The 17,283-nt window shown below is 34.6% G+C and carries 21 protein-coding genes and 1 pseudogene; all 22 read right to left on the reverse strand.

Annotated elements, in window-relative coordinates; genetic code table 11:
• Positions 1 to 15 precede the first annotated feature (15 nt).
• The 22 genes and pseudogenes from COE49_RS21345 to COE49_RS21455 all read right to left on the reverse strand — a co-directional run bounded on the left by COE49_RS21345 (position 16) and on the right by COE49_RS21455 (position 17,249).
• Positions 16 to 2,457 carry a phage tail tape measure protein gene (locus COE49_RS21345; RefSeq protein ID WP_098946070.1) on the reverse strand — a complete coding sequence of 814 codons (2,442 nt, stop codon included), beginning with the start codon at positions 2,455 to 2,457 and terminating at the stop codon, positions 16 to 18.
• A gap of 260 nt (positions 2,458 to 2,717) precedes the next feature.
• Positions 2,718 to 3,923: pseudogene (locus COE49_RS21350) on the reverse strand (DUF2207 domain-containing protein); the annotation flags it as partial.
• A gap of 230 nt (positions 3,924 to 4,153) precedes the next feature.
• A complete protein-coding gene (locus tag COE49_RS21360; RefSeq protein ID WP_098946073.1) occupies positions 4,154 to 4,516 on the reverse strand; it encodes a hypothetical protein in 363 nt (120 codons plus the stop codon).
• A 5-nt stretch (positions 4,517 to 4,521) separates the two neighbouring features.
• Positions 4,522 to 5,094, reverse strand: a complete 573-nt coding sequence (locus tag COE49_RS21365; RefSeq protein ID WP_098946074.1) for a major tail protein — start codon at positions 5,092 to 5,094, stop codon at positions 4,522 to 4,524.
• Positions 5,095 to 5,424, reverse strand: a complete 330-nt coding sequence (locus COE49_RS21370) for a hypothetical protein (RefSeq protein WP_098946075.1) — start codon at positions 5,422 to 5,424, stop codon at positions 5,095 to 5,097.
• Positions 5,421 to 5,765 (reverse strand): HK97 gp10 family phage protein, encoded by a 345-nt coding sequence (locus COE49_RS21375; protein WP_098946076.1) that lies wholly within the window; start codon positions 5,763 to 5,765, stop codon positions 5,421 to 5,423. The genes COE49_RS21370 and COE49_RS21375 overlap by 4 nt, the downstream gene beginning before the upstream one ends.
• A gap of 1 nt (position 5,766) precedes the next feature.
• Positions 5,767 to 6,120, reverse strand: a complete 354-nt coding sequence (locus COE49_RS21380) for a phage head closure protein (RefSeq protein ID WP_098946077.1) — start codon at positions 6,118 to 6,120, stop codon at positions 5,767 to 5,769.
• Position 6,121: 1 nt separating this feature from the next.
• A complete protein-coding gene (locus COE49_RS21385; RefSeq protein ID WP_098946078.1) occupies positions 6,122 to 6,415 on the reverse strand; it encodes a hypothetical protein in 294 nt (97 codons plus the stop codon).
• A gap of 11 nt (positions 6,416 to 6,426) precedes the next feature.
• Positions 6,427 to 7,575: a phage major capsid protein gene (locus COE49_RS21390; protein ID WP_098946079.1), complete on the reverse strand. Its 1,149-nt coding sequence runs from the start codon at positions 7,573 to 7,575 to the stop codon at positions 6,427 to 6,429.
• Positions 7,576 to 7,578: 3 nt separating this feature from the next.
• Positions 7,579 to 8,373, reverse strand: a complete 795-nt coding sequence (locus COE49_RS21395) for a head maturation protease, ClpP-related (protein ID WP_098946080.1) — start codon at positions 8,371 to 8,373, stop codon at positions 7,579 to 7,581.
• Positions 8,357 to 9,520 carry a phage portal protein gene (locus tag COE49_RS21400; RefSeq protein ID WP_098946081.1) on the reverse strand — a complete coding sequence of 388 codons (1,164 nt, stop codon included), beginning with the start codon at positions 9,518 to 9,520 and terminating at the stop codon, positions 8,357 to 8,359. The genes COE49_RS21395 and COE49_RS21400 overlap by 17 nt, the downstream gene beginning before the upstream one ends.
• Positions 9,521 to 9,528: 8 nt before the next feature.
• The gene (locus COE49_RS21405; RefSeq protein ID WP_098946082.1) at positions 9,529 to 11,196 is read right to left on the reverse strand and encodes a terminase TerL endonuclease subunit; all 1,668 of its coding nucleotides are present in this window, start codon (positions 11,194 to 11,196) and stop codon (positions 9,529 to 9,531) included.
• A complete protein-coding gene (locus COE49_RS21410; RefSeq protein ID WP_098946083.1) occupies positions 11,193 to 11,504 on the reverse strand; it encodes a P27 family phage terminase small subunit in 312 nt (103 codons plus the stop codon). The genes COE49_RS21405 and COE49_RS21410 overlap by 4 nt, the downstream gene beginning before the upstream one ends.
• A gap of 123 nt (positions 11,505 to 11,627) precedes the next feature.
• A complete protein-coding gene (locus tag COE49_RS21415; protein ID WP_098253094.1) occupies positions 11,628 to 11,963 on the reverse strand; it encodes an HNH endonuclease in 336 nt (111 codons plus the stop codon).
• Positions 11,950 to 12,177, reverse strand: a complete 228-nt coding sequence (locus COE49_RS21420) for a hypothetical protein (RefSeq protein WP_098253095.1) — start codon at positions 12,175 to 12,177, stop codon at positions 11,950 to 11,952. Before COE49_RS21420 ends, COE49_RS21415 begins: the two co-directional genes overlap by 14 nt.
• A gap of 151 nt (positions 12,178 to 12,328) precedes the next feature.
• Entirely contained in the window at positions 12,329 to 12,745 is a 417-nt protein-coding gene (locus COE49_RS21425) for a DUF3775 domain-containing protein (protein WP_098253096.1), read from the reverse strand.
• A 440-nt stretch (positions 12,746 to 13,185) separates the two neighbouring features.
• Positions 13,186 to 13,806, reverse strand: a complete 621-nt coding sequence (locus tag COE49_RS21430; RefSeq protein ID WP_098253097.1) for a hypothetical protein — start codon at positions 13,804 to 13,806, stop codon at positions 13,186 to 13,188.
• A 214-nt stretch (positions 13,807 to 14,020) separates the two neighbouring features.
• Positions 14,021 to 14,563, reverse strand: coding sequence for a site-specific integrase (locus tag COE49_RS21435; RefSeq protein WP_098946084.1), 543 nt, complete (start codon positions 14,561 to 14,563; stop codon positions 14,021 to 14,023).
• Complete coding sequence (locus COE49_RS21440) at positions 14,560 to 15,030, reverse strand: ArpU family phage packaging/lysis transcriptional regulator (RefSeq protein WP_098946085.1); 471 nt, start codon at positions 15,028 to 15,030, stop codon at positions 14,560 to 14,562. The genes COE49_RS21435 and COE49_RS21440 overlap by 4 nt, the downstream gene beginning before the upstream one ends.
• A gap of 293 nt (positions 15,031 to 15,323) precedes the next feature.
• Positions 15,324 to 15,980, reverse strand: coding sequence for a hypothetical protein (locus tag COE49_RS21445; RefSeq protein ID WP_098946086.1), 657 nt, complete (start codon positions 15,978 to 15,980; stop codon positions 15,324 to 15,326).
• A 2-nt stretch (positions 15,981 to 15,982) separates the two neighbouring features.
• Entirely contained in the window at positions 15,983 to 16,381 is a 399-nt protein-coding gene (locus tag COE49_RS21450) for a hypothetical protein (RefSeq protein ID WP_098946087.1), read from the reverse strand.
• Positions 16,374 to 17,249, reverse strand: a complete 876-nt coding sequence (locus COE49_RS21455) for a ParA family protein (protein WP_098946088.1) — start codon at positions 17,247 to 17,249, stop codon at positions 16,374 to 16,376. Before COE49_RS21455 ends, COE49_RS21450 begins: the two co-directional genes overlap by 8 nt.
• Between the last annotated feature and the right edge of the window lie 34 nt (positions 17,250 to 17,283).

Here is a 17,283-nt window from a genome sequence, read left to right on the forward strand (position 1 = left end):
AAAAGAAACCCAAACCTAAAAGTCTGAGTTTCTTCGTTCTTCTCTTTCTTGATACTCTTTTGTATATCGATAAGTTCCGCGTGCCACATCTCTGCCTTCTAATACAACAGGAACTTCAATGATCAAATCGCCACCTTGTGTTGGAACCATTCCGTTTACACCTGATTGTCCAGGAGAATAATTAAATACTTGGTTTACAACCCCATTTGTCATAGCTTGCCTACTATTTGACATGTTGCCATACACACCACTCATTATATTTTTCAACCCTGATAACTGACTCATAGAACTAGCCATCATACGGCTTATATCACTCATCATTTTGTTTATATCGGCTGACATAACAAAGGATTGTCCCTGTGGCATCGCTGCTGCTATTCCTTCACCAATGGCTCCGAGTGTCTTTTTATTCAAAGGTAAAACTGCCTCTGGTCCCGCTTCTCCAGCGCCTTGCAAATTTCCACCCATCATGCCGAATATTGTAGGCTTAGTGAAAATACCACCTTTCGCGCGCCAATCCACATTGATGCCAGATGGATAAGAGATTTCTTTCCCTGCAATTGTTTTGGAACTAGTCTGCAGACTGAAATGTGGAAGAGGTGGCATTTCAGGCTTTGGAATTTTCAATTTCAAATTATCAAAGAATCCTTTGATTTTATCGATAAATCCTTTTACCTGATCCACAGCATCTCGTATTGGGTCAACAATAAATCTTTTTGCTGCTTCAAATTTTTCTTGTGCTGCATTTTTTACAGCGTCAAATTTTTCTCTTGCCGAATTATATAAACTCTCAAATTTTTCTTTCGCTGTATTATAAGCCGAAATAACCGGATCAATAATATATTTATAGACTGCCTGCCAGGCTGCAAGTGTATAGCCTTTGATTCTTTCCCAGTTTTGTGATATCCAATTTGCTAAATCTCCAAGTTTTTCTTTCGTTGTGTTCCACAATTCCTGAACCGGTTGGATGACATACTGTTTTATTAAATTCCATCCTGCTTGTGTGTAAGACTTTGCTGTTTCCCACTGTGAACCAAGCCAAGAAACTAAATCGCTAAACTTTTCTTTCACTAAGCTCCAAGTTTCCTGGACTGGTTGAATAATATATTGCTTGAATAATCCCCAAGCAATTTGCGCCGTAGCTTTGGCGATTTCCCATTGTGTACCAAGCCATGTTACCAATTCGCCAATTTTTGCACTTACCCACTCATAAGCTTCTTGAATCGGTTGAATAATGTACTGACAAATCATTGCCCAAGCAATTTGCGCACCTGCTTGTATCAATAACCATCCTGCTTCTAATAGCGTAGAAATCAACGAAATAATTGGGTCTAAAAATGCAAGGATAGAATTCCAAGTTTCCTCCCATTTTTGCTTCAGCTGCCCCCACAATTCTGACGCTGATTCAACAAGATTCGACCACCAAGAAGATGCTGTTTCGACAATTCCAGACCATAAACTACTAAAAAACTCGCCTATTGGATCAAAGAAACTGTGCATCATTTCTGTAAATGAAGACCATGCCCCAGAAAAGAATTCAACAATAGAATTCCACGTATCACTACATATCTGACCTATATTTGTCCACAAATCACTGAAAAATTGACCTATAGGCTCAAAAAATTCATGCATTATTTCTAAAAATGAAGACCAGGCTTCACTACAGGATTGGGTTATACTACTCCAAAGTTCTATAAAATATTCTTTAATAGAATTCCAGGTTTCTATCGTCCATTTTTTGATATCTTCCCAGTTTTTATAAATTACAACACCTAAAGCGACTACCGCTGCAATAATAATAGGAATTATGGCGACAATTCCTGCTGCTACTGCGGTTGCAACCCCTAAGGCGGATGCTACCACTCCGACTATACTCATTATCGTTGTAACTATAGGAGCAAGCGCTAAAATTGCACCAGAAATAACCCCAATAGCTACCGCGACAGCTGCTAATGTGGCTGCTAATTTAGGATTATTAGAAATCCATTCTGCAAATTTAGTAATAACATCTGCTACAACTACAAGTAATGGCTGCAAAGCAACTTGTAAATCTTGCATTGCTTGTTGAAGTTTAACTGCTGGTGATGCATCCATTTTCTTTATTGAATCATTCAATTGATCTTGGTTATTCTTGAAATCAATTGTTTTTTCTTTTGCTCCTAGCAATGTGTTAATGATGTTTTGCCCTTGATCTTCGTACATCGTACCAAAGAGTTTTACTCCTAATTCATTACGCTTTGTTTCATCTTCTACTTGTGATAATGCTAGAGCAATCTCAGTCATAGCGGCTGAACCTTCTTTACCGCCATTCGCTACAGCTTGTCCCCATTTTTGCAATTGTTCAGCTGAGATATTCGTACCTTCTAGTGTTTCCTTCATAGCTTTATCGATGCCTTGACCGAATTCAGCTGCTTTAATACGTCCTTCTTTCAAACCATCTAAGAGATTATCAATCATTTATAGTCAACGTGATTCGCAACGTCACGCCCGTTCTCTTATGAACTGCTATACGTCACCGCATAGATTAGACTATATCTTCAACTACTTGAGTTGCTCCCCGTTTCGAGTGTCATTTACTTACACCCTACGTCTTTCGACTAGTCGTTGCACGTTCCTTAATTAAAAGGCTTCGCTCAGTATTGTCTCATATGAGAGTTTCACTGAATTAAAGGAGTTTTTCATTGTATGTCGCCATACAAGGGAACTATAATCTAATTCCAGGTACCTGTTTCTACCCCTGCTTCCATTATCGCTTGAACTTCCCTCGCATTATATCCAGCTCGTGTTAATTGCCCACCATATTCAGCGATAATATCTAATTGTTCAGGAGGGAATCCCATCTTCAATAAAGCATTAGTTAACCCAAGAGCATCATCTTGTGTAATACCTAATTCAGTACCCATTTCATTTGCTTCTTGAATTAATTCAGTAAAATCTATACCTGCATAAGCCTGGGCAATAGCTGCTGCTCCTTTTACAACTACTGTATTCGCTTCATCACTTACAGTTTTATTCAAAGCCCATTGCCTACGCACGCCTTCTAAAGATGCTTCTGCATCCACGCCGTAAGCTGTTACGCCCCTTACAGCTTCTTCTACCGATTTTTTCGAAGACTCAGGGACTTCAAAAGTAATATCAATTTTTGTTTTTAAATTTGACATATCAAGAGCTTTTTCAATTGTTCCGGAAATACCGCCACCAGCTACCATTGCTCCAAGAACGTTTTCTAATCCAATATCTAATTCTTTAAATTCCTTTTGAGTTCTCTGTGCTTCTTGTTGTAAATCTTTTAATTCATTTCGTACTTGTTGAATTGAGTTCCCATCATCCACAGATCGAAGCGCGCGTTGTAACTTTTCAATATCCGCTTCGGCTCCTAATGCTTCTCGGCCGATAAGCCCAATCGCTTGTTCTAACTGCCGACTTGTAGCTGTTCCGCTTTTAATTGCATTCACAAGACGATTTCCTAATGCTCCTGCAAAATCATCAACGCTTTTTCCTGTAGCATTGAATAACGTTTCTAATTGTCTTGTAGAACTAGCTACATTTTCTTGCTCGGCTTTCATGCTCCCAAGCTTATTTTTAAGACCATTAAGAGATCCTTCTGTAAATTCAATTTCACGGCGAAATGCACGATATTGTTCTTCGGAAATTTTACCTTTTTGAAATTGATCTTGTACTTGTTGTTCCGCTGCCTTCAACTTATCTAGCTTCTGAGTTGTATTTTCGATTTGTTGTGTAAGTAACTGTTGTTTTTGGGATAATGCTTCCACATTACCAGGATCAAACTTTAACAATCGTTCAACATCTTTTAGTTCTTTAGTTAAATCATTACTTCGTTTATTTACATCTTTTAAAGCATTTTGAAGACCAGTAGTTTCTCCGCCAATTTCAATCGTAATCCCTTTAATTCTTCCTGCCATTTTCTCACCCCTTTCTTAGAATGAATCGAAGTCTTTTTGACCTGCTTTACGTGTCTTATCTTTGTCTGGATTCTCCATTTCAGCGAACTCAGCGATGTAATCAAAACAATCACCAATCGTCATATCTTCTAAATCCCAACGCGTTAATTTCGCTTTATAACAAAGAGCAAGGAACAAATCAGTGGTTAATTCTTCAGCACTGAATGTCCCTTGCTCTCCATTATTTTTCTTTATTTTTTTTTTGCTCCCATAGTAACCTGAACTAATTCCATGACTTCTGGCATAATTTCTTCAATCGGGAATTCTTCAAATTCATCCAGCCATGTCATTGGATCAGGAATATTTGGATCAGCCGTTTTAGCGTATAACCAAGTTAAATCATAAATAAGTTCAAAATCAACTTTACTTAAATCTAAATTAGACACATCAATAGGTTGTTCTGACCCATCTGGTGAAGTTAAAGCATTAATTGCTCCTAACGCCATCAAATCCGCAAATAAATTACGTCTGAATTGCGCTTTATATCGTTTAACCGTTGCTGCTGTAGCTTTTAATTTGACTTTTTGTCCATCTATAATAATTGTCTTTTCCATCTAAATTAAGCTCCTTTTTTCAGATATGCGGCATTGTACCAACCGTCATAAATTGCTTGAGTAGTTTTAGAAGTTGTCTTTGTTTTAACCATTGGTTTTCCACCTGGTACTAAAACAATTGGACTTGAAACGAATTTCAGTTCATTTGTATTTGGTTCAGCTGAGGTTGTTTTTGTTTTAGATGCAATGGTTGGACGACTCGCTGAACAGTTATACATAATGTGTCGAACTGCTTTTACATCACCATCAAATTCAAATAACAATGCAAACGATTTTCTCTTTGCATTTGCGACTTCGTTTAACACACCATCAGTTTCATCAAGTTGCTCTCCTAACACGTCAATTGCAAATTGTTCTGGAATATTAGCAATACTTAATGTCCCATCATAACCTTGGTTATTGTCTGCAGAATAGTAAACCATGTCATCCGCATAAAATTCCGTTAACTCACCCTTAGGCTCAAAGGTTAATTCAACTCCACCGAGCATTGGAATCGGAACTCCAAATTTAACCGCGCCATTTGTTATATCTAATAATGCATAATGAACATTTTTCAAACCGAACGTAACTTTGTTCATTTATATCAACCTCGTTTCATATAATTTTTGATACATTTTTTCAGATTCAATAAAAGTCCCATACGAATCATAAGGAATCTCATGATCGTCCAGGACTTTTTCAAGTTTCGCTTCTGCAACTAAATCTTTCTTAGTTGTGTAAAGCTCTATATTTAAATCATTTATCTTGTGATAGACCTTGTTATCAGCCATTAAATTTGCTGAACCGTCCACAAGAAAACAGATATAAGGCGGTTTTGGCACTGGATTACCTGGTGTTGCCGTGAAATGCGAATAAGCCACAGGATAACCTGTAGCTTCAAGAATTTTTGTTAATTCACCTAATGTCATTGTTGAATCGCCCTTTCGATACGTTTTGGCAATTCGTCATTTACATATTCTTCAACTTGACGGATATGCACTTGTGCTGGAACACGTCCACCACCCACTTTTGCATGACCATTTTCCAAAACATGTGTTAATTGTCCTTGTGTATTATGAAGAACAACACCTTTCCCTTCTTTTTTCTTGCGCCACCCTTTACGATAAGCACCTGTTTTTTTAGGGCTATTTTGCTTCAATTTATCTACAGCAATATCCCCTATTTCTTCAATCTCATTTTCTAATTTTTCTTCCACAACATTCGCATATCTTTGTAATTCCCTAGCAATCTCACTCGCAAAATCATTCATATTAAGTATGCTCCTTTGCGATAATGGTCAATGTTTGATACATTTCATCATCATTCATTGGCGGTTCGATAATATCAAAGATGCGACCTTTCATATTAATCCGCATTTCTTCCGTGATACCAGAGGTATAAGGAATCACAAAACGATAAACCCGTGTAGCCTGTTCAGCTGAAGCTTCAATATACTCGGAACCTTTCATCGTCTTTATCATCGCCCAGGCTTTTTTAACTACTTGCCAATCACCTGTTTCGATTACCTGATTTAATTCATCTTTTAGTACTACAGGTTGTTCAATGATAATTCGATTCCTAAAATCACCTGTATTTAAAGGCTTTTTGTACTGAAAAGGACGCATATTAATCACCGTCCAATTTAATTTCTTCTAAAGCTTTTGCAATACCAAAATTATTAATATCTGTTAAAAAGTTTTCGGCAAAATACTCTAGTGCATCGTTATAAACATAGCGAGAACGCTCAAATACTAATTCTTTGAACGTCTCATCTTCGTTTATTTCATATGCTCCACAATCTTTTATTAAAGCTTGATTGGACGCAAATAGGATGCGTCTCAGGTTCTCATCTTCATCATCACCCAAGCGCATCCTATCTTTGAATTGCTGTAATATTTCATTTGAAATTACTGTATCCATTCACATCATCCTTAACTTGCTGGAGTTGTCACTTCTTCAAGTTTTAAATCATATACTTGAGATGCATATTTATCCTTTGGCTTACCTGTAGCATACTGTTTCGCAATATAAAGCGTTGCATCTTCTAACGCTAACGTTTGGTCTAACTTTCTAATCGGCTCCGTTCCACCCATTGCTGCAATGTACTCTCCTTTAACAAAGAACAGCACTTTACCTTGAGGTACAAATACTGATTCTGCTGGAGTTGGGTTAAAAGGCAAACTTGTTACATATACACCAGCTGCATTTAAAGTTGTTGCATTTGCTTGTATATCAAATGTATCAAACGGGTTTGTCACCATAACTACTTTACCAGCAATATTTTTTGGTTTATCCGCGTCTGTGCCATCAGCTTTTAATTTTTTAGCAAGTAATTTAACAACGCCTTTTAATTCATTAATTGTTGTGCGACCTGGTGCAAATGTTAAAGTACCAGCGGATTTTTTATCTGGATATACACCACCAACAACATTTCCACTTGGATCTTTTAATAAACCGATAGGTTCATTTTTACCTGTACCAATTACAAATCCTCGCTCTAATCCAACTTTCATCGCTTCTGTAATCATTGTACGAACATAACGTTCTACCCAAACTGGTCCTAATTTTAACATATCATTTGATAATGGGATGAATGCTGTTAATTTAAGTTGCGTAAGAGGTTCTTTACGGAATGTAGCATTTAATTGACCTTGAATATCTCCAAATAATGGACCCCATACCGCTGCACCCTCTGGATCTCCGTAAATAATTTCCGTGACAGCTCCTAAGTTCTCTAATCCAATTTGCTCTAAAAGTGGATGTCCACTTACTAAATCTTCAAAGATTCGTTCTTGTGTTGTTTTAGGTAGAATTTCAGTATCTTTAAAGCCGCCTTCCTCCACAACTGCATTGAAGAATTTCATTTCTTCACTTGTTAATACATTTGAACCACGAGATTGCATAATAGAACGATCTACCATGGATTCATTTACTTGATTTAGGATATCTGAACGAACATCTGTAGCAAGTGCTTCAATCATGGTATTTAACGCTGCTGTTTGTTCTTCTGGTGTACCTTCCTGCGTTGCTTTTGCAAAAGCTAGTTTCTTCTCTTCAAAATTATTAAACTTAATAACCATATTTTATTTTCCTCCTAAAGTTAAAAAGAGCGCACTCAAATTCTGCTTTCTATTAACAGGTTCTTGAATAGGCTCTTTTGGATTTGGTATTGCATTAACTTGTAACTCATTCAGAATTTCATTTTTCAGCCCTAATAATGCTGTATTTAAATCAGCTTTACTAATCCCCTCAGTTTTACCTTTATTAATAGTTCCATTTCTAAAACTGTCGATTACTTTCTGCGGAATCATCGTAGAAACGGCACTTGAAGCGGTCATTTTAATTTGGTTCTCCATAAACATGATTTCATCCACAAGATTATTCTCCAATGCTTGTTGTGGACCAAACCAAGTTTCTTCAGCCATCATGTTAAGTAATTCCTCTTCAGATTTGCCACTTTTAATAACATAAGCATTTACGATGGCTCTATCTGTAGTTTTTAACATCTCTGCTGCCTTTGACATGTCACGATGATCCCCACCATTCCACATAGACGCGTTATGAATCATAATTTGTGCTGTTGGAGAGATTCGAACTTTATCACCAGCCATTGCAATAACAGAAGCTGCACTTGCTGCTAAACCTACAATTTGAATTTCCACATGACCGGGATAGTTTTTTAATTCTGTATAAATTTCTGATCCTTCATGTACATAACCACCTGGACTATTAATCGATACAATTAAATCGTCCCCATTCGCATCAGAAAGTTGTTTTGTAAGCATTCCAGGGCTAGTTGCATCCATTTCAAACCACTCATAAATCCAAGCTTCATCATTAGAAATAATTGGTCCTTTAACGTCAATTTTCACCGTCATTTTCTTTCTCACCTCCTTCAGTTGCATTTGTTTCAGTATAATTTTTGGTAATGTAATGCTTATTTAAATTCGGATCATCGGAATCCTCATAATCTACTTCCGAACGAACTTCATTTCCCGTAAACGCACTAGAAGAAATAAGTTTATCGATACTTGTTGCAAGGTCGAATATACTTTGATAAGAAACAGCTTTAACTACAATTTTTTGTCCTGAAAGATATTCATTCATTTCAAAGAATTTAACATTTGCTTCATCTGATATCTTTTTTAATAATGGTTTCACCGTGAAAAGCATGTAATTTTTCGTTTGTTTATCTACATCCGCCATTTCCCCATATAATAAAGCGGTGGGAATACCGATAGCCATCGCAACTTGATTTAAAAAACCATTTGTTACTTTATTGATTTCTTCCACACTCGGCCCATTTGCAACACCATCGTATATCTCGTTATAATTGATACCCTTTTGTTGTGGAACAATAGCTATATCTTTTGAACCAATTGACTTATACATGTTGTCTATAAACTCTTGTAACTTCGCTATTTGTTCTTCTGTTTTGGCACCAATCATATCCATATCAACTGTGCCACGAACTTGATTTTTACGTTTCTGTGAGTTTAATATCCTACCAAATAAATCCCCGTAATCTGCAAACAATCCATCGATAAGTGGGGATAGTTTATCATTTCGATACTTTAAATGAATTACTTCACTTTGTTTAAAGCTTCGTTTAAACGTGTAATCTTTTACTGTTACATCTGTAAAAACATCTTCATATACAGCATATTCGTTATGTTGAAATCCATCAGCAATAAGTAAATCGCCATCATCAGCCTGTACAACTAAACACTCATTATCATAAATAAGTTTACGGATAAATCTTTCCCAGAAGGTACTAGCCGTCATATTCTTATTTGGTCTAATATTTAAGCGATAATAAAGTTCATTCTTCTCCAATACTTTACCATTTCTTACTCTGAATTCAGATTGACTAATCGTCCTTCCTAAAAATGATACACATGTATCAATTGCCAAGCGTTTCATATGAAGCCTATTTGCTGTATCAGTTATTATGTCCAGATCCAACATGAATTCTAGTTCTTTATTTCTTTTAAATACTGAACCTAACCATCCAATCGTTATCACCCCCTTTATTAGAATTTAATGTTACCTATAACAAAGTCAGTTGCTTCTTGTATCTCATCCGCCCGATAAAGAGCATGAACAAAGCATTGAAACCCATCTGTTTTTCTACGAACAGGCTCTTTCTTTTCATATATTTTATTTCCATCACCTTTGATGACAACTAACACATTTTGCGTATACCAACGCATTAGCGGATTATCGTCAAACACAATTTGTTTATTTGCAAATGCCATTTCAATACGTGGAGCTAATAAACTATGAATTGCTTTTGGGTTTCGTATAACTTCTATTTCAAACCCTTCTGCTACTAATAGTGGTCTTATTGCTTCCATTCTGAAGTTATCAGCTATAATCTTTTTAACCCCATATTGTTCTCGCATTTCTACAAACCAATCAACAATGTGTTGAGGATTAATAGTCGGTTCATCCACAACTGTTAGTAGACCTTGCTCTTCCCACTCTTTTATAGGAGCAAATTTCTGCTTTTTAAACTCTCCCGCTTTTTTAGAATATCCGTAATATATATCAACAAATTCTTTTCGAACAAAGGAATGAGTTTTAAAAATGTATTCACCATTTTGTCTAAATAAAAGACCGCATGCTGCAAAGTCCCGAATACTTGCAAAGTCCAACGCCCCTATGCATTCTTGAGCATATAAATTAGGAAACGGACGATTTGTAGCAAGAATTTCTGACCATTTCGCAACAGAACGTTCTAAATTTGTAACAGGTAAGTTCATACGTTTCGTCATAAACTCTTCCCGGTTACTTGGATCATCCTCTAAATCTTCATATTCTTCCTTTATCGTTTCAAGTAACCCTTCAGCATACTCACTTAATGGCTGCGACAACATAGGATTAGCTAATTCCCAATTATCAATATCATCAACTTCCTTTTCATCATTAAGCTTACAGATAAAAGGAAATACAGCATTAGGACGAGCTTCACCATTTAAAACCTTCATAGCTTTTTCTTTTTGTTTATCTAAAAAGCCATCTCGTACATAACCATCTGTACCAATATAAAATTCACGGGGGTTTTTCTTTTTCCCTAAGCCACTGATATGGACGCGAACGTCTTTATTACTTTCATATTGATGTATTTCATCAAATACAACTGCACCATCACGCAAACCGTCTTTTGTATCCCCGTTTGAAGTTCTAAACTTTAGTATACTTTCAGTAGCCTTTGAAACAGTTTGAGTTAATGTGGTTTTAAAAGCTCTCTGTAAAACCTCATTTTTCTTTACGCATTTATGAACTTCGTCAGGGCTTGTTTTCGCTTGTTCCTCACTATTCGCAACAACAGAAATGTTATACTCTGGAATGCCGTGCAATTCACTAATTAAAAAGTGAATAATTACAGATATTAGACCATTTTTACCGCCACCACGTCCTAACATCCATAGGAATTTCCGATAAAATACGCGTCCATTTTTCTTATAAAATAAAAAAACGAATGCTATTAAGAATTTTTGAAATGGCTGCAACGGAAAATACCACTTCTCACCAAAGTTGATACAATCCTGAATCATTTCATCATCAAAATACAAATCGTCTCTGTTTAAAACGTATTTTTCTAGATAATTAATTAACAGTTCTCTTTCTTTGTTGAACTTTATTTTTCCACTTCGATAAAGTTCAATGTATTCTTCTACATACTTTTGCCTAATCATGTTAAATCACTTTTACTATAACCAGCCTTAGGCATATTCGGTTTACAAACAAACTTTATATCTCTTCCTAAAGCAATTAAAGAACTGTTAATTTTATTTCTTTCACTTATAAGAGGATGGGCCTTAACAAAAACTTGAGATCCGTTTTTGACTGTAACGGACTCACCTTCTTTATTGATAGTCCTGTTTATTTTTCTAAATGCTTTAACTAGATCAATGTATCGTTCTACTTTTTCAACCTCGACTAAATCTTCAATATCAATACTATTCATTAGCTGTTCCTTCAACTTGGTAATACTGACAGCCATCTACCCACCCCCCTTACGTGCGTAATTTCGTAAAAAACCTGACAGTTAACCCCCTCCTCCGGTGCCCCTTAGAGCATTTTTTGATGAAATATTTTAAGGGGGGGGATTGTTTCTGAATTATTTTTACCACTTTTCATCGTGTTCCCATTTATTCTGTTTCTTTTTGAATGTTCTACCGTGTTCTTTGTTGTGGCAATTAACACAAACTGTTTCGAGATTATCTATTTCTAATGCAAGTTCTGGATGATCTTCGAGTTCTTTTATATGATGGACAACGAGTTGAATCTTCTTACGCTTTGCACTCTCACTGTACTCATTGGTATCAGTTTGAACACGACCATTACGTTTACATTCCTGGCACTCGTAGTTGTCACGCTTCTTTACTTGTTCACGTATACTCTTCCACTCACCACTGTCATAGAACTTACGCTTCTGTTGTTTGGTTTTATATTCTTTCATCATTCGTCACTAAGAACTCATCCATAGTTTTACCTAACAAACTAACCATTGCTTCTCTTCTTTGCTTTGGTGTTGTGTTATCTTCCATCTCATTAAAGATTGGAATAACACTTTCTAACTTCTGTTTATCGATGCGTTCATTTACAAGATCTGGTCCCAACATCGAAATGAATGTGCTGATTATAATTGCTTGTTCTGGTTTAGTTAGTTTCATTTATGTCTCACTCCCTTGCTATCATTCGCTGATATCTTGATAGCATCTGTAGTTTGTTTAACTATAGATTCAAGTGAAACCTTCCCATCTAATGAAATACTCACTTTAGAATCCATCCCTCCAAAATAAAAAGCACTCCATAAGGAATGCTTTATTTTAAGTTTATTTGCAATATTTTCAAGCCATCTTCTAAATATCCATCTAAAGGAGCCTTTTCGACGATTTGATTAATCTCAATGCTTTTTGATTGCCAGCCTTGAGAATCAAAGTCCTCTCTTTGTTTATAAAAAATTTCCTCTGGTGTATCTTGTTTATCGTAATCCCTATCTCTTCCAAGATACATAATAGATTGAATTGTTTTTACTGTATCGAAATCTAATTCCTCTAAATAATTTTTCAATAACTGTTTCTTTTCGTTTAATTCCTGTCCTTCTGAAGACTTATAAAACGCACTCATCTCTTGAAGTGTGTAAACAACACCCTCTTGGACATTCTGCTCATAATAAACTCTACGATCACGAGCTAATTTGATTACATCTTTGAAAACACCATTCAATTCTTCAAGCATTATAATAACCTCCTTATTTATCCATAACAATAAATAGTTCGGCATGATAACGAGAAAACCTTCTTGTGAACAGAAATAAAAGAGCAACCGTGCACCAGTTGCCCTTTCGTCAATTTCTTATGTTATTACTATACATACGGTAAATGAAGGTTTATTCTTCTTCCAACCACCTAATGTTGTTTGTATTTAACTGTCACAACATTATTAAGTAACTGGAAGAAGAGCAAAAGCTCTCCTTAATAACAGTATCACTCAATCACTACCATCTGCTGGTTTCGGATTTTATGTGCCGTCATTATGAAACCGTTTAGACAACATATAGATTATAAAAGAATCTTTATGAGTTGTGTTTTCCGCCACTACTCACAATACAAATATATCACGATGCTCCCAAAACAACCGGCACATTTACTGCCAAAAAGCGGTCACGACTCTGCCATTTATTTTAGGGTTTCCCATTTTAAAGCTGGACCATCTATAGTAATTAATTTTTGATTTCTCAATCCGCTTTTCATAACAATTATTTTTTTATGATTGTTATCCATTACTTCATTCCGGTATATCAACGTTTCATTCGCTATCGTTTTATACTTCACTTCAATTACAGGTATTGTATACTTTTGAAAGTTAGAATCTATTAAAGGAATATATATTTCTTCATCTTCTTTTAATGAATAAATATCCCAATTCTTATTTATTTCCTCAGTATCTCCACACTTTAATGTAAGTCTTACCTTTACATCAAAACAAGGATTTGAACCTATATTCTCCACTTTTAAGAACCTACATTCATCCCTCGTCTCTTTCACACCTCTATCTTTTTCATCTTTGAACTTTTGAGTTAACGTCCTATATTCTTTAGAATGAAATAACTTAGCCCCCTTTTTATTACCGGAATTTTCTAATCTTATATTTGAATCTATCATTATACACTCTAAATAAGTCCTTGAACTTGCTGTATTAACCCTCCTGGAAAGTACAAAATTCACCAGTAATGTAATCATAGATCCAATAAATGCTAAAATTGAGCCCGTTGTAACTATGTAATTCCACATTTCCATGTTTACAAAATCCTCCTTAAAATATAAAACTTAACACTATTATATTATCATTTTATATATATCAAATATATAAGTTACCCATATCTTATATTTTGTGTAACTGCCCCTGTCGCTGAATCCCTTGATATTCGTAGCTTCATAAGACTTTTCCTTTTGAGTTACACAACGCATAAAAAACGGGTAATTATAAAAATCAAAAATAAAAAGGATGTTGCTATATTTTAAATCGATTCATAGCCTTATCCATTGCATCTTGGTTTACACCGATATATCTAAGTGTCACTTTCTCGCTGGAATGATTGAATATCTCCATTAGCAAAGCAATATTCTTCGTTTGCATGTACATATGATATCCGAATGTCTTTCTTAATGTATGAGTCCCTATCTCCTTTAAGCCAAACTCTGCCGCTGTGCTTCTGAGTATCTTATAAGCCATGCTGCGTCCAATTGGTCTATTAGTACCTTCACGACTTTTAATTACATACTCACTGTCATCTCGTTCCTCAATGTACCAACGCAATTCTCTTTTTAACGCTGGAGTTAACTGAATGCGTTTTTGTTTCCCTGTCTTTTTTTCTCTCATCGAAATATGGCTACCTTTCAAATCACCTATCTTCAATTTGAGAATGTCACTAATACGTAAACCTGTGTTAATTCCCATTACAAACAAAATAAAATTACGTTCACTGTTTTCTTTCAGATATTCTTTAATCTGTTGTATTTGCTCTGGATCACGGATAGGTTGAACAAAGTTCATAGGTTATCGCCTCCATTCTGTTCTTCTGTCTCATATACTTCTAATCTAAGAGCAAAAGCTAGTTTATAAAAAGCATTAGATTTATTTCGTCTATATGTACGCTCACTCATACCAATATCGTTATAAACCATGTAATCAAAAACTTCTTCATCTTCCAAATATCGTTTTACAATAATGTCCCTTTGGTTTTTGCTAAAACGACTTAGCGCCTTATCAATTTGAAAAGATAAACGTTGTAATTTCACTTCTCTTTCACTCATTGCAACATTTGCTAAAGCGATATCTTCAGCTGGCTTTCCTACTATATTTGTTGGACCGTGATATCTTACTTCGCTAGATGCTGTAACCTTCATCTCATTTCTAATCATCCCGAATTGTCTATAAATGCGAACATTTTCAAGAATCTCTTCTAAACGAAACTGTGTTGCTTTGCGATCAATTTTAGGTAAGAAAGTTAATTGCGCCATATATAAAAACACCCCTTATCTATTTTGTTAATATAAACAAAATAGCGGACACCAAACTATAGAGCAATATTACTAATGCTCTTCATAGTTCAGTGTCCGCTGGTTCTTCCAGTAGGACTAAATATTTAATAGCTATTATTATGTCATTTTCTTATATTTTTCAACTTTTTAAAGAACCTACTTAAAAATTCTAAACCTTATATCTTACCACCTTAAGGATAAAACCCTATTGAGCATCACTATGTATAGCGCACATCACATTCGTATTTTAACATATAAATACTTCTATAAATTTAATTGTTAATTGTTTGGCTACGGAATATGATATAATTTTTCTCAGAAAGAATTTTTTTCAAAATATCTTTTTTTCGATAAAAGCTACTATCTACCATTTCTGTATGACAAGTTAAGAAGATAACAATTGACAGATCCAAAATCTCATTAAATTTCCCCAAAAAAACATTTACAGTTTCCGGATTTTCAAAGTCATTCCTTTCTAAAATGGACTTTAAAAATTCGTTTATTTCGTCACCAGAATTTATATTACTGTGTACAAACAAACAGCATTCAGAATAAACTGCTTCTAACTTTTCATATGAATTACTGATTCCATCATTTTCTTCAATCATTTTTTTACCATTTCTAAAAAGTTTCATTACCCCTGTTGCATCTGTATCCTCCAGTTGTAACAATGATCTAAAGAAGTTTTCAATATAGGAACGTAATATAAAATAATAATAGCGTTGTGACTTTTGGCAAAGTGAATCTACTATAGACAAAGAATCTTGCACTAAAGATTTAAGGTAATGTTTGTTCTCACTTGTGTCTTGCAGGCATTTAAAAAAAATTGTCCCATAAGCTATTTTTTTTAAATCGTCTGTGTTCCACGAATTCCCGGCTGCATTTAATATTTCTAAAAACTTCTCTATATCTTTTTCTATATTTTGCACAATTACATTCCCCTTAACCAAGAATCTAATTTATCATTAGCATTCTTTTTCCTATTTCTCTTAATTTTCTTGGTCTCTTTTGTCTCCTCAGCTTCCCTTGAATTATCAAAGATAACAGAATCGAAATAAGTTAAAATAGACTTATCAATACTTCTAAACTCTTTTTCTTCTTTTTTAGCCAATGCTCTTCCCAATTTAGCAGCCACAAGCGTTCTACTTTTTATTACATAAGGTAAGTACGATTCATCAAAGACATCACTTAAAAAAGAAACAATATCTTTGTTGTTTTTAAAAATTTCTTTTGAATAAATTAATAACGTAACAGTACCTATAGTATAATTTTTATTTACTGTTTCTAATTGTACATGCTTTTTAAATTCTAATAATATATTATTATTCATTAGAATCATCCCTACTATTTGAAATTCCCTCTACCCTATATAAAAACTCCTCCGCGACTTTTTCAATATCATCTTTGGACTTTGCATATTTAGAGGAAATGTTTCCTTGATATCCAACCATTAAATCGTTTACTATTGCGGTTGAATTTGTAAATATACCCAATTGAGAAACATTTGCATCAGATTCAAAACGTTTTTTTATTTCACGTGTTTTTTTAGTTTCAAATCCTGGTTTCTTCATGGTATATACGATACCCAATGGCGTAATATCTATTTCCTCATCATATTTTAAGTTTTCTATCACATTTTTTAACATTTTTATTCCTAAAATAGAATATCTATCAACTCTTGTTGGAACGATGTAATAATCCGAAGCATACAACGCTGCATCTGTATAAAAAGAAATAGTTGGTGGGCAATCAATAAAAATAAAGTCATATCTCTCTTTTAATCGATGTTCTTTAATAAATTTATTCAACCTTTTGAATAATGATTTATTAGAAGTATCATCTTTAATAATATCTATAGTCCCACAAATCAAATTAATATTCGGTTCAGTATCAAAATCAAGTATAACCTCTGAAACATCTGGTAACTTGGGCCGCTCAGAAATAGTTTTGGTATCTTCAAAAACTTTTCTAATAGTGATTCTATGACGAAAATCATCCATATATTCATCTTCGTTATCTGTTAGATCCATAATAGATTGAGTCGTATTAAATTGTGGATCTAAATCAATAAAAAGAATCTTTTTCTCCTTGAAATTTGCCAGATATTCTCCAATACCAATACATAATGTAGTTTTTCCTACTCCGCCTTTCATATTAATAAAAGAAATCACTTTACCATTCTTAGATTGATCACACATGAGTTAAAACTCCTTTATAAACATAATAAACATA

Origin of the sequence: Bacillus sp. AFS029637, from assembly GCF_002584985.1 — a bacterium.
In the GTDB taxonomy this organism is placed as follows: domain Bacteria; phylum Bacillota; class Bacilli; order Bacillales; family Bacillaceae_G; genus Bacillus_A.